We start from the raw sequence: 13,233 nt of genomic DNA, 5'->3' as shown, positions 1-13,233 counted from the left end.
CGAGAGCGCGCTATTGAGCGAAGGGCCGCTTATTGATAAACAGATACATTTTTGACGTGAAACCCGTGGGGATTGGCGCCTATGCCCATCGTCACTTGTGCTAGCATAAAATCACATTCCAAATTTCGATGGAGAGACACCATGGTGGGGTTTGAATTTGCCACCACGCACCGCGTGCTGGTGGAAGCGGGTGCGGCAACCCGCTTGCCTGAACTGTGCCAGCAGCTGGGTGCAAGCCGGGTCATGTTGGTCACTGATCCGGGTATTCGCAGCACCCCCTTGCTGGGACCAGTGGAAGAGAGCTTTCGCAGCGCCAATATGCCGTTGACGATTTTCGACCAGGTGACTGCGGACCCTGCGGACTCGGTCGTGCTGGATGCTGCTGCCAGTGCCAAGGACGCCGGCGCGGATCTGGTGATTGGTTTTGGCGGTGGTTCCTCCATGGATGTGGCCAAACTGGTTGCGTTGCTGTCACACCCCAAGGCCAGCCAGCAATTGTCCGATATCTACGGCGTGGGCCTGGCAACGGGCCCGCGACTGCCATTGGTGCAGGTGCCGACGACCGCAGGTACCGGCTCTGAAGTGACGCCGGTGGCCATTGTGACCACCGGTGCGACCACCAAGGCGGGCGTTGTGGCGTCGTCGTTGTTACCGGATCTGGCTGTGCTGGATGCCGAGCTGACCCTGGGGTTGCCGGCTCATGTGACGGCCGCAACCGGCGTGGATGCCATGGTGCATGCCATCGAGGCGTATACCAGTGCGCACAAGAAGAACCCGTATTCCGACATGCTGGCCCGTGAAGCGTTGCGCCTGTTGGGGGGTAATCTGGCCACGGCGGTGAAGGAGGGCAATAATCTGGCTGCCCGGGAAGCTTGCCTGCTGGGTGCAATGATGGCGGGGCAAGCCTTTGCCAATGCCCCGGTAGCCGCAGTTCACGCACTGGCTTACCCTCTGGGAGGGCATTTCCACATACCCCATGGCCTGAGTAACTCTCTGGTGTTGCCGGAAGTGCTGCGCTTCAATTTGCCCAAGGCGGCGCCGCTTTATGCCGAGCTGGCACCCATTCTCAGTGACCGCCCCTTTGCTGACCATGACGATGGCGCGGGAGTATTGGTTGCGGCGCTGGAGTCGCTGATCAGTGAGGTGGGTCTGCCAGTGCGCCTGCGCGATGCCGGGGTCACCGAAGACAGCCTGGAAACCCTGGCCTCGGATGCCATGCTCCAGCAACGGCTGCTGGTGAATAACCCCCGTGAAGTGACCGAGGCGGATGCCCTGAATATTTACAAGGCAGTATATTGATTCAAGAGACGCAACAGGTGATATGCAGCACTTCAGGAAATAACACGAATGAGTAGTGATAAACCAAGCCGTCCTCAGCGTGAGGAATACGGCTACCTTTGCCCGGTGGATAGTCGCTGGAGCGATAATGATATCTACGGCCACATCAACAACGTGGTCTATTACAGCTATTTTGACTCCACCATTAACCGCTACCTGGTCGACGAAGGCGGACTGGATATCCACGAAGGCGAACACATCGCCTATGTGGTCAGCTCCGGTTGTGACTATCTGGAAGCGGCAGCCTATCCGGAATCATTGGTGGTGGGGATGAAGGTGGACAAGCTGGGAAACAGTTCTGTGCGCTATGGATTGGCACTGTTCGGCAGTGAAGGCCCGGCCAAGGCCACCGGTTTTGTGGTACACGTGTTCGTGAATCGAGCAACAGGGCGACCCGTCGCCATTCCTGATGCCTTGCGCGAAGCGTTAGCGCGACTGGCACAATAGTGTGCGTTATCGTTATCTGAAAAGGGTGATACCCAGAAACAGCTTGCTGATAATGTAGGTCGACTTAGGCGTAGCCGTAAGCCGACAATCAGCCGTTTGCGTTGCTTTGCGTGCAGGATGTCGGATTACGCCTTTCAGGCTCTCTGTGCCCTTGGGTAAATGCGACCTACATGGCGATGATAGTAAAAAGGCGGAAATGGGTGTCAGCCCATTTCCGCCTTTTTACGTGTTGCCTGCGGCGTGTTGCGTGCCGCGTCTTAGTTAGGGAAGAAGTTCAGCTTGTAATCGCCTTTCCAGGTTTCCACATTCATGGCGCCGAAGTTCATTTTTCGGGCCACCAACAGGATTCGCCGTTCAAGCTTGTCGTCACCCAGTTGGCTAGACTTGATTTTCACGTCCAGCACGTCGCCGCTGGGGGCGATGGTGAGCGCAAGTACCACGGTCCCTTGCAGGGCAGGATTGCTGCGCAATGCGCGCTGGTACTGGCTGTTGAACTTGCCAGCATAGCGGTCGAATACGCGGCGCAACTGCTCCTGGGTGCGGCGACTTTTGCCATCGCTGCCTTTACGCGAGGTACTGGCCACTTCGCCAGCCTGGGCGATCTTGCTGTCCACCTGCTTGCCACCACTGCCCACGGTGCCGGAGGACAATGTGCCACCGCCTCCGCCGCCACTTGAGGCACGGGCTACGGCAACGCCGCCGGAACCGCTGCCGGCACGGGTGCCGATCAGGTCACGCTCAGCCTTGGCTGTGGTGTTGCCGCCGGTTCGCAGGCCGCTGCCAGAGTCCACCAATGGGCCGATATCGTCCAGCCCGGCCAGAGAGTCACCCAGGTCCTCTTCCAGTTTGGCCTGTGCTTTTTCACGGGCCTGCTGGCGTTCCTGAGGTTCCGGTACCGGTTTGGGCTTGGGCTCGGGTTTCGGCTCAGGCTTGGGCTCCGGTTCAGGCTCCTCTTTTTTGGGTTCTTCCTTTTTCTCTTCCGGCTCGGGTTCCGGTTCGGGCTCCGGCGGTGGTGGCTCCTTTTTCTTCTCCATGACCAGTTGCGCAAGGCGCTCAGGAATTTTCTGCTGCTCACGGCGGTCCGGTTTCTCGATGGTTACCGCGTTGACCATGATCATGATCAGCAGGGAGAGAATCAGCAGAACGATAACGATGCCGTAGAGGCGTCGGTCTTCCCCTTCCTGTTTGTCCCAAGGCAGCGAGCCGTCGATCAGTATGCGCAGCTTGTTATTGTTTTTCTGCGTCATTCCTCTTCCTCCTCTGCGACTTTCAGCACAGCGAAGGCGACTTGCGTGTATGGGGTCTCCATACAGCTACGCATCAACTTCTTGATCACCGAGTAGGGCACCGAGCGGTCGGCAAGAATCATTATTTCCCGATCTTCGTCAGGGCTGATTGCCAAGCCCTGTGAAGCGCGGAAATTCAATTCTTCCACCAGCGCCGCCACGGTACGTTCTTCCTGATTCCTTACCGTTTCGGTATCAGCGATTTTCTGCCCAGCAACAATGATATCCATGGGGCTCACCTGAATGGTCAGCACCTCGGTGGGCAGTTCCTGGGCAATGGATTCCGGTAACTGGATATCCTGATTGTCCGGTAGCTTGGCCGCATTGTTGTTATTCACCAGCAGAAAGATCAGCAGGATGGTGAAAATGTCCATCAGGGAGGTCAGGTTCAACGTGGCTACGGCCTTGTGCTTGCCGTGGTGCCGGGCCATGCGGCGGGCGCGGGATGACTTCTTCATGCATCACCTCCCTTGCCGGCGTTGTTGGCGCTTTGATCCTTGGGCGCTGAACCGATGCTGATGCTCGGGAACAGCTCTTTCTTGATGGTCTGGCCGTTGACCTCGCTGTTGTACAGACGCACAGCGTCCATGGTCTGGATCATCACCTCATAGGGGGTGTCATCCTCGCACAGCAGGGTAATGGCGGTCTCATTGGGAAACTTCTCTTTTACCTTCACCAGGTAATCGTGCAAACCGGTGCTGTTGGGTGTCTCGCCATTGTTTTCCACAATTTTGAGCACTGCGCTGGTATTACGGTCGACCACTTCATAGCGGTTGCCGTAAATCAGCACTTCAAGCACCAGCTTGTCTTTTTCGTCGTCTTCCGAGGGGGTGCTGCTGTCATTCACCGCGGGCAGGTCGAGCTGCAGGATAGATACCTGCGCGAAGACCGCGTTGATCAGCAGAAAAGGAATCAGCACTACCATCAAATTCAGGAAGGCAGTGATGTTCAGTTCCACCTCGGTGTCATGCGAACGTCGTCTGCGAAAACGCATACCAGATCCTTACACCAGGTTAGCGAAAACAAGAAATCGGCTTATTGGCCGTCGTTCTTGCGCTCTTGCTGGGCAGAAACCTGGCGGAATACGTTAACGAATTTCACCGAGGCCATTTCCATGCTGTCGACCAGTTTGCCGGTCATGGAATTGATAAAGGCGAAAGCCAACAACATGGGGATCGCAGCGATCAGGCCGAACGCCGTGGTGTTCATGGCCACAGAGATAGAGGCAGAAAGCAGGTCGGCTTTCTGGGCCGGGTCTGCGCTGGCAACGGCGGTAAAGGCGCTGATCAGACCGAGAATGGTACCGAGCAGGCCGAGCAGGGTGGCGATGTTCGCGAAGGTGGCGATATAGGGGGTGCGGGTTTCCAGGCGCGGAATGATTTCCATCAGGCCTTCTTCCATGGCCAGTTCGATATCATCATGACGCTTGGCGGATTTGGCACGCTCAAGACCGTAGCCAATCACCTTGGCCATACCCGTGTTGCTGTTGCTGACCACGTCCAGCGCCTGGCGGAACTGCCCTTTGGCAATCAGCGGGTAAACATCTTTCCAGGTCTTCTGGTTTTTTGCCTTGGTGGCCTGGAGGTAGATGATACGCTCCAGAGACAGGGCCAGGCCCAGTGCCAACACAATCAGAATGGGGTACATGAAAAACCCGCCATCCTGAATAAATTTGATAGACGTCTCAATGACACCCAGATTTTGGGCGGCAGCGGCGGTGGTGGGCATGAACTTCTCCTGCGATGTTTCTGTTTAGCGTTATTGTTGAGCGCAGCGACGTTTCGGCTGTTGTGAACGTGCTGACGCCTTTCCCCAAAGTGTTCGTTTTTATCAGAAAAAAAGCGTGCACGCACGCTAATGCTATTTACCGTGTTTGTTTATTCCAGAAACAGGCCGTCATTGTCCGGTTCCTGGGTCAGCAGCTGGTGGTACTCTATTTCACGCATCAGTACTTCCTGGTCCAGTGGCTCCAGTACCCGGTTGAGCAATGATGAGGTGGGGTCTTTCTTTTCCAGTTTCACTTCCCGATCTTTCCAGGGCACCACGTTCAGCACGGTAGGAGCTTCCTGGGTGCCGATGACGTTGGTAGACGGTTCGCTGGGGTCATCGGCGGCATGGCTGACAGTGGCCAGCAGCAGTGCAGCAAGGGGCAACAGGCTTCGCATCAGTTTATCTCCCCGGGGTTAAGGGTAGAGCCGTTCTCGGCAACCGGTTGGCTGGGTTGATCCGGCGCACGGCGCTCCAGATCGACAATCCAGTTGGCTACGTTTTCGTCCGGCAGTTTCTGCAGGTTCTGATAGGCACGGAAATGATTCAGGGCCAGGTTCATGTCCTGCAGATAGAGCTCACCGAGTACAGCCAGATTGAAATGGGCGCGGGCATATTTGGGGTCAAGCACCAGCGCGCGCTCATAATGAATACGCGCGCTATCGAACTCGCCTTGCTCGCGCAGGGCCAGGCCAAGCCCGTTGTGGGCGTAGGGATTGGCATCATTGATGGCCAGGGATTGCTCGAAAGCCGCCTGGGCCTTGTCGTAATCCTCCAATTCCATCTGTATCAAGCCAATGTTGAGCTGTGGCCCGGACAGTTGCGGGTAGCGTTGCGCCAGAGACTGGAACATGACCAGTGCCTGTTGGTTGTTGCCCGCCATGCGGGTTTTCAGGGCACGGGCGTATTCGCCCATGGCCTGTTGCGCAATTTTCTCGACTTTCGGGTCGTGGGGCACCGGTGGAATATGCACTGCATCGCTGTTGGCAGCAGCGCCGCCACTTTTCTGCTGTTCATATTTGCTGGTGTTGCCTTCGGCAGTACCGTCCAACCCGCCGCCGCCCTGGGTGGCACAGCCAGCGAATAGCAGCACCAGCAAGAGAGCCGCGCCGCGTGTTGCGTATTGCGTGCTGCGTGCTGCGTTAATAGATAATGTCGACATAGCTCTCAACCTGTTCAAACTTCGCATAACGGCCGGGAATCAGCTCTGCTAACGCGGTAAAACTCTTTTTTACCCACTGATCATAGATGTCATCGGTGACCAGGTTGGCATTTGCGATAAGAATATCGATGGCCTGATCCTCGTAGGGCAGGGCCTTGTCTTCAAGCAGCATGGTGTATTCCTCAAGCTCAAGCTCATCCATGCCGTTGGGCCGCTCCGACTTGATCAGATCCCTGGCCAGCACGCGATACATCTCGCCAATCTTGTAGTTGGCGGCGGTGGCGTACTCGGCGACGCCGATCTGGGCCACAGCCTGATAATCCGCCAGCGCTTTTTTCATTACTGTGGTTTTTGCAGCCAGCGAGGTTTTCAGTGGCTGTTCAAGCTTGATGCGGTTGAATTCCTGGAAGTTCGGTTCAGCCAGAGTAAAGCTGGCGTAGGCGGCGAGCCAGGCGACGCGGTCGTCGGCATTGTTGCCGGCATCACGGTAGCTGGTGACCAGTTGTTTCAACCAGTAGGTTTCGCGCTCGCTGTTGGCGGTTTTGCGGTTCAGTTCCACCAGCCTGAATTGTGCTTCGGAGCGGAAATCATAAGGTTGCGGCCATTCCTGCAGGTACTGCTCGTAGAGCGCAATCGATGCTTGCGGCTTCTCGGCCCGGTCCTGCATTTCGGCGGCGCGCCACATGGCCTGGCGGGCCAGTTCATCGTTCTCGCCTTTATGGTTAGCGGCGATCAGGGTCAGCTCACCGGCAGCGGCGGTATAGTTGCCTTGCTGTTCGTAGGCCACCGCCAGTTTGTCCGGAATAGTATCGGCCAGCGGGTCGTTCGGGTAACGCTGACGGAAAGATTCGAGGACGGGAATGGCATCGGCGCTACGCTGCTGCTGAATGAACAGGGTGGCGGCGTCAAACTCGGCATTCTTGCGTACAGCGGCTTCCGGCACCGCCTGACCAACGCGCAGGAAGGTGGCGGCGGCCACGTCCAGGTTGCCCTGGTCCCGCTGTTGCTCGCCCTGGCGGTAGATGCTGAGCGCCAGTTTTTCGCGGTATTCAGCGCGTTGTTCCGGCGGCACTTCCAGTAGCAGAAGCTTGTTGTAGGCCAGTTCGGAAACCTTGAAGCGGCCAAGATCGAATTCGCCGTTGGCAATGGTGGCCCAGCCGTAGCGAAGCATTTCCGGCGCCGGAGCCGGATCGCGACTGACCAGAATGCCGGCGGTTTTCACTGCACCTTCCACATCACCAAGAGCGAGCTGATCTTCGGCGGTATCGTGCAACACGTTGGTTGCCTGCGGGTGTTGCGGGAAGTTTTGTCCAAACTTCTGGGCGCTGGCGATTTTCTGTTGGCGCCATTGGGTGGCCTGTTCCTGCTCCAGCTCGCCATCAAGAATTTTCTGGTAGGCAACCAACGCGGAGAAGGCGGCGTCGCCACCGGTGGTGTGTTCGGGGTAGCTATAGGCGGTGCGCTCGAATTCGGTGATCGCCGCCGGGTAGTCGTTGGCGGCGAATAACACATCGGCGTAGCGGTGGTTCACGTCACCCTGATTGGCGCTGACCGGCGGCGTATCCAGGAACTCTTTATACCAGCGTGCCGGGGCCTGGTAGTCCGCAGGCTTGCCGGATTTCTGGGCGAGCACATGGTGGTATTCGGCCAGGTCGAGGATATGCCCCTTGAGCAGATCCACATATTGCTGGCGGATATCCGGGTGGCGGTTCCAGTACTCGCTGTTCACCCCATAGTGATCGATGAATTTTTCTTTCGCCGGCAGTACCAGTGTCGGGAATCCCCCTTTCTGGTAAGACTCGATCTGCAGAGTGGAGAACTCCGGGGCCAGGCGGGAATCCGGATAGACCTGAACGAACATGTCGTAGGTTTCCGCCGCATCGCGGAAACGTTCCTGATTCAGGTAGACGTCACCCAGGGTGCGGTAAATCTCCGGTTCGTAGTCCCGGTTGCCGTTGCGGGCAAACCAGGCTTTCACTGACTTGGCGCCATTCAGGTTGCTGAAGCTGAGGCTGACAACCCGTTGGGTATCGCCGAACAGCTTGCTTTCCATGCTGGTGTCATCAGCCAGTACGGCCTCGCCGTTCAGGTTGTCCAGCAGGGTGAAGAAACTGTTCTGGGCGCGTTCGTATTCGCCCAGTTTGTAGTAGCTCCAGCCGTGCTTGTACAGCGCCTGGTTATAGAATTCGTTGCGCTCGCCCCGTTCGATGACGTCGGCATAGGCTTTTTCTGCGTATTCGTAGTCACCTTCCGAGAACAGCATTTCACCGCGCCGGAACTGAGCTTCCAGTGCCCAGTCGCTGTTGGGGTATTGCTCTACCAGGGAGTCGAGACTGCTGCGGGCCTTGTCCAGGTCTCCATCCATGGCGTAGGCCTTGGATAGCAGGTAATAGGCTTCGGCGCGTTCGTTGGCGTCGTTGGTGCTGTTCAACAATTCCTGATACAGCTGAATGGCGGTGCTGTAATCCACATCCTCGTCGGCCAGGGTGGGGGACATGGTACCCGCCAGATCCAGCAGGGCCAGCTTGCGCTCGGTGTCGTCGGTGGTTTTCACCTGGGACATGGTGTTGTCGTAGACGAGCTGGTCGACTTTCTGTTCCAGCTGCGCTTCTTCTTGCTGGGCGATCTGCATGTCCTGTTCGGTGGCAGATGCCAGTGCCAGGTCGGCCATGCGCCGCAGGGTCTTGGCCCGGCGCTGCGGATCATCGAACAGTTCAGCCGCTTGACGGTAGCTGTTCAGGGCATCCTGGGTGGAAGCGCTTTCCAGTTGTTGCTCTTCAATGACAATGTCTGTGCTTTCCAGGTCCGCCAGGGTGGTTCCCCCGAAACGGGCCTGTTGCTCCAGGGTGCCACTTGGCGGTGCGGATGCGCAGCCCCCCAGGGCCACCATCGCGGCTGCCAGACTGTGCAGGCGAAATCGTTTCACGATCCTTTCCTCTGGTTCTTCTCACCGGAAACGGACGAGTCTTGCAGGCGGGCAATGGCCAGGTGTGCTTCGGCCAACTGGTCAGCCAGCTTTTGCTGGTTGGCGTGGAGCAGGGCGAGGGCGTCGGCCTGCATGTTTTGCTCCAGGGCCAGCAAGGTGTCTTCTGTCAGGTGTTTTATTTGTTTTATTTTCTGGTCTTGTGCGGCGAGGCGCTGGCCTACGTCGTCACGGGTGCGCAGGGTGGCATCGCGGATTTGCTGGCTTATGGCCGCAATTCGTTGTGCCAGTACCTGGCTTTCTTCGCGCAATTGGGTAGCAGCTTGCACTTGTTGCTCGCGCTGTTCCACCGACTGGTGGGCAATATCCCAAAGTAACAGGCCGCGGACCCGACGCAGGCGAATGGCGTTGTTGTGATCAGAAGCGGGGATGCGACCGAATTGGTGGGCGAGGGCATCGACTTTCTTCCACATGATGGCCTGTTCAGCATTGGCCACATCGGCGGGGTTTTCCATATCCACATAGTTGGGGATGCGGTTGGCCAGTTTGTCGCTGGCCTGGCTGAGCGTTTCCTGGCGGCTCATCAAACCGGTGACCTGGCCACGGACATGGGGCAGGTTGCGGTTCAGTGTGTCGCGTTGTTGTTGGTAGCTTTGCTGCAGGGCGGGAAGGGAGTCCTGCCAATGCTCCACCATGGATTTGATCTGTTGAATTTGCCGGTAGTGCTCAAAGCGCTGGGCAAAATGGTTGCTGGAAAACAGCTTGTATAAATACGACAGCTCGCCGCCTTTTACCATGTCGCTGGTATTGGCGGGGAGTAATCCGGCCGCGTTTTCGTCTTCAGGCAGCAAGGCTTCGGACCAGCCAGGTTTGGCGATGTTATCGATGGCGCGCTGAATGTCCTTAAGGGCCTCGCGGTATTGGGTGGCTGCATACTGATAGCCCGACAGCGCTTGGGGCAGGCCGCCGAGCTCCTCATAGGCGCGGGGTGCCAGCATCAACGCTTCCTGCACGGAGGGATGGCTGCTGTTACGGTGCACGGCTTCCAGCCACAGGGGCAGGGCCCGTTTTACGTCGCCGGCGCGGTAGTTCGCCAGGCCAAGCGCGAGCAGGGCGTCTTCGGAGAATGGGCCGTCGCTGCGTACCTGGCGCAGGGCGGCGCGGGCATTCTCCAGGTTGCCGCCTTTCAATTCTGTCAGGCCTGATGCCAGTGCAGCCCGGTCGCGCAGTGCCAAAGCCTGATTGCTGCTGCCGCCGGCGGACAGCAAGGATTTAAGCAACTCGAGGCCTTGATCCTGGTGGCCGGCCCGGATCAGCGCTACCCCCATGTTGTAGCTGGCGTAACGGCCTTCGTCAGTGTTCAGGGGAACGGAGTGAAGATAATCCAGGGCACCGGTGAAGTCGCCTTCAGCCATGAGGATATTGGCCAGCATCAGGCGGCGACGGGCTTCATCGGCCGGTTCCAGGCCTTGCATATTGTCGCCATCGAGAATCATGGCGGCGTCGGTGTAGTTGCCTTCGCGGTAGTGCAGGGCGGCTTTGTGTAACCAGGTCTGGGCGCGAGTGCGGCTGCGAATATCCTTTGCCAGCAGCCGGTTGAAGATTACCTCGGCTTTGCCTGGTAGCCCGTAGGTAACATAGAGGTCACCAAGGACCAGTTCGGCGTAATCGGTATCTTCATTGAAAAGTTGCTGCTGTTGGTTGGTCAGCAGCAGGTTAATGGCGTCGAAGCTGGCTTCGCGGTAGTAGTCATACATGACTTCTCCAAACGCCAGATAACGGTGCTCTTCTTCGCCAAGGACCTGTGGGCCAGTGTCAATCTCATCGAAGAACTCAACCTTGGCGGCCTGGGCCGGAGTCAGGTTGATAGCTAACAGCGAACACAACAGCCACCGTTGCATGCGGGGTCGTGTCATTGCTGATTCCACTCACGGAATTGGAATTTGTGCTGTTGGTTATTCAGGTCATCGACCATTTGCATTTCCACCATTTTGCGGCCGGGGCCCTTGGTGAAGCTGTAACTGGTGGTTTTCTGGTAATCCTTGCCGAGGGGGTCGTAGCCGGTAATGGTGGCTTCCATGACGTGGCGACCGCTGGTCAGGTTGCCGGTATACAAGCGCTGGATGCCGCCCTTGGTGAGCGCCTCGAATTCCTGGTCGGAATAAAAGTGGTAACCAACATGGTCACCGTCGATGGTCAGGTTGATGTCCACCAGTCGAATCGGCGTGCCCACGTCGACGGAGACAAATATGCTGGTCTGGGGGCTGGCGTAGAGCAGCTCCTGTTCCAGCAGGGTGAGATCCCGGTTCAGGTTGAGGGCTTCGCTCTTGAGTTGGCGAATCTGCTCGGACAGGCCATCGTCGTCAGCCGCACCGGCAATGGAGCACAGGCTTACTAACACGGCGCCGCAGAAGGGCAAAAATGCTTTCATGGGTGGCGATCGCTTCTTTTGTTGTTATGGGCCGCCAACGCGGCATTCTTTAGTGCCTAGTTGTAATCAGAAGAACGGCTTAAATCAAGGGTAACCATCGGTCATGATTGGCCCTTAGCGCCACCGACGGAGGCTTCTATAGTCAAGTTTATGGATAGCAATGATACGAATTTGCCACTGGTGCTGCGACGGGCATTGTCCGAACGGGGCTGGAACGAGCAGATAGGGTACCGGCCCGGTGCTGGTGGAGAGACTGCCAGCAGCGGCTTGCTGACGCATTCCGGAGGGCGCTGTTTTGTCAAAATGCACCCGAATGCCGCATTGCTGGCAGCGGAAGAAGCCGGGTTGCGGGCCTTGGAGCCGTGGTTACGGGTGCCGCAGGTACAGGGCCGGTACGCCGATGAGGCGGGCGGGGTCCTGTTTCTGGACGCTCTGGCGCTGGAGCCACTGGGGCAGGCCGGGTGGTGGGCTGCCGGGCAAGCCCTGGCCGGGCTTCATAGCGGGGCCACAAACACGGTTTATGGCGGTGTGGCGGACAACTTTATCGGTGGCATGGTGCAGCACAACGGCGACGAAACCGAATGGCCGCGTTTTTTTGCCCGTCAGCGGCTGCGGCCACAGCTGAAATGGGCAACGGAGAAGGGGCTGCCGGCGCCGGCCTGTCGCGCCGTGCATCGGGTTATTGACCATCTGTCGAAGTGGTTGCCGCGCAGGCCTGCCAGTGGGTTGTTGCACGGGGACCTGTGGATGGGGAATCTGGGCCAAATTGACGGCCCAGAGCCGGTGTTCTTCGATCCGGCCTGTTATTATGGCGACCCGCAGGTGGATCTGGCCATGCTGAACCTGTTCGGCCGACCACCCGAGGCGTTTTATCATGGCTACCAGGGGCATTTGCCGACACCGGAGCAACGGGCACGGTGGCCAGTGTATGACCTGTATCACTGGCTGAATCACTTCAACCTGTTTGGCCATTGCTATGCCTCCGCTGTCACCGATACGGCCCGGTTGCTTTGCCGGGAGCTGGAATAGCTGGCGCCAATACTGATGCTTAACCCAAGGATACCGATGCACATTATCGCCGATGCCAACATGCCCGGTTTGGAGCCTTTCGAGGCCTTTGCCACCGTTGAGCGAGTGGACGGCCGCACCCTGACCCGGGAACAGTTGGGTGAGGCGCAGGTTCTGCTGGTGCGGTCTGTCACCCGTGTGGATGCCACCTTGCTGGCCGGTTCACAGGTGCGCTTTGTAGGCTCCGCCACTATTGGTACGGACCACGTGGATCTGGCGTACCTGGCCCAGGCAGGCATTCCGTTTGCCCATGCGCCGGGCTGTAATGCCCGTGCGGTGGCGGAATATGTGCTGCAATCCGTGCTATTGCTGTGCGCGGCCCAGGGGCGATGCCCACGGGAAACCCGGGTGGCAGTGGTTGGCCTGGGGAATGTGGGGCGTCGCGTAGCGGACTGGCTGGGAGCGCTGGGCATGACGGTGCGCGGCTGTGACCCTCTGCTGGAGCGTGCCGGTTACGCCGGGCCGGTGAGCCTGGTCCCGCTGGATCAGGTGCTGGATGCCGATATCATCACCTTGCATGTGCCGCTGACCCGCACAGGGGATGATGCCACCTGGCATCTGCTGGATGCGAACCGGCTTGCCCGGTTGGGGCCGGAACAGATGCTGATTAACACCTGTCGCGGGCCGGTTATCGACAATGTGGCCCTGTCCCGGCAGCTGGCCGGTGGTGCCGGGCCGTCAACGGTGCTGGATGTGTGGGAGGAAGAGCCGACGGTGCCGCCGACGCTGTATCAGCAGGTGCTGATGGGCTCGCCGCATATTGCGGGTTACAGCCTGGAAGGCAAGCGCAAAGGGACCCGCATGCTCTATG

At 58.3% G+C, this 13,233-nt stretch carries 13 protein-coding genes; 4 read left to right on the top strand and 9 right to left on the bottom strand.

Translation table 11 applies throughout. The annotated features are described in order from the left end of the window. Nucleotides 1-141: 141 nt before the first annotated feature. On the top strand, nucleotides 142-1,299 hold the full coding sequence (locus tag A3754_RS24660; RefSeq protein WP_063521613.1) for an iron-containing alcohol dehydrogenase: 1,158 nt from the start codon (nucleotides 142-144) through the stop codon (nucleotides 1,297-1,299). A gap of 48 nt (nucleotides 1,300-1,347) precedes the next feature. Next, nucleotides 1,348-1,785 carry a thioesterase family protein gene (locus tag A3754_RS24655; RefSeq protein WP_063518735.1) on the top strand — a complete coding sequence of 146 codons (438 nt, stop codon included), beginning with the start codon at nucleotides 1,348-1,350 and terminating at the stop codon, nucleotides 1,783-1,785. Nucleotides 1,786-2,042: 257 nt separating this feature from the next. On the opposite strand, the gene A3754_RS24650 is transcribed toward A3754_RS24655, so the two are convergent. The 9 genes from A3754_RS24650 to A3754_RS24610 form a co-directional block, all read right to left on the bottom strand. Then, nucleotides 2,043-3,032: a TonB family protein gene (locus tag A3754_RS24650; RefSeq protein WP_063521612.1), complete on the bottom strand. Its 990-nt coding sequence runs from the start codon at nucleotides 3,030-3,032 to the stop codon at nucleotides 2,043-2,045. Beyond that, nucleotides 3,029-3,529: a biopolymer transporter ExbD gene (locus A3754_RS24645; protein WP_063521611.1), complete on the bottom strand. Its 501-nt coding sequence runs from the start codon at nucleotides 3,527-3,529 to the stop codon at nucleotides 3,029-3,031. Before A3754_RS24645 ends, A3754_RS24650 begins: the two co-directional genes overlap by 4 nt. Next, a complete protein-coding gene (locus tag A3754_RS24640) occupies nucleotides 3,526-4,065 on the bottom strand; it encodes a biopolymer transporter ExbD (RefSeq protein WP_063521610.1) in 540 nt (179 codons plus the stop codon). Before A3754_RS24640 ends, A3754_RS24645 begins: the two co-directional genes overlap by 4 nt. 41 nt (nucleotides 4,066-4,106) lie before the next feature. Continuing rightward, nucleotides 4,107-4,799 carry a MotA/TolQ/ExbB proton channel family protein gene (locus A3754_RS24635; RefSeq protein ID WP_007151030.1) on the bottom strand — a complete coding sequence of 231 codons (693 nt, stop codon included), beginning with the start codon at nucleotides 4,797-4,799 and terminating at the stop codon, nucleotides 4,107-4,109. Nucleotides 4,800-4,948: 149 nt separating this feature from the next. Continuing rightward, entirely contained in the window at nucleotides 4,949-5,236 is a 288-nt protein-coding gene (locus A3754_RS24630) for a hypothetical protein (RefSeq protein ID WP_063521609.1), read from the bottom strand. Continuing rightward, nucleotides 5,236-6,000, bottom strand: coding sequence for a tetratricopeptide repeat protein (locus tag A3754_RS24625; RefSeq protein WP_231880783.1), 765 nt, complete (start codon nucleotides 5,998-6,000; stop codon nucleotides 5,236-5,238). Before A3754_RS24625 ends, A3754_RS24630 begins: the two co-directional genes overlap by 1 nt. Further along, entirely contained in the window at nucleotides 5,981-8,926 is a 2,946-nt protein-coding gene (locus A3754_RS24620; protein WP_231880782.1) for a tetratricopeptide repeat protein, read from the bottom strand. Before A3754_RS24620 ends, A3754_RS24625 begins: the two co-directional genes overlap by 20 nt. After that, the gene (locus A3754_RS24615; RefSeq protein ID WP_231880781.1) at nucleotides 8,923-10,839 is read right to left on the bottom strand and encodes a lipopolysaccharide assembly protein LapB; all 1,917 of its coding nucleotides are present in this window, start codon (nucleotides 10,837-10,839) and stop codon (nucleotides 8,923-8,925) included. Before A3754_RS24615 ends, A3754_RS24620 begins: the two co-directional genes overlap by 4 nt. Then, nucleotides 10,836-11,354, bottom strand: coding sequence for a hypothetical protein (locus tag A3754_RS24610; protein ID WP_063521606.1), 519 nt, complete (start codon nucleotides 11,352-11,354; stop codon nucleotides 10,836-10,838). The genes A3754_RS24615 and A3754_RS24610 overlap by 4 nt, the downstream gene beginning before the upstream one ends. A gap of 150 nt (nucleotides 11,355-11,504) precedes the next feature. On the opposite strand from A3754_RS24610, the gene A3754_RS24605 reads away from it, so the two are divergent. Further along, a complete protein-coding gene (locus tag A3754_RS24605) occupies nucleotides 11,505-12,383 on the top strand; it encodes a fructosamine kinase family protein (protein WP_231880780.1) in 879 nt (292 codons plus the stop codon). A gap of 36 nt (nucleotides 12,384-12,419) precedes the next feature. After that, on the top strand, nucleotides 12,420-13,233 hold an 814-nt coding region (locus tag A3754_RS24600; RefSeq protein WP_063521605.1), incomplete at its 3' end, for a 4-phosphoerythronate dehydrogenase.

It is taken from the genome of Alcanivorax sp. HI0083 (assembly GCF_001635175.1).
This window is presented reverse-complemented; position numbering and strand designations above follow the sequence as displayed.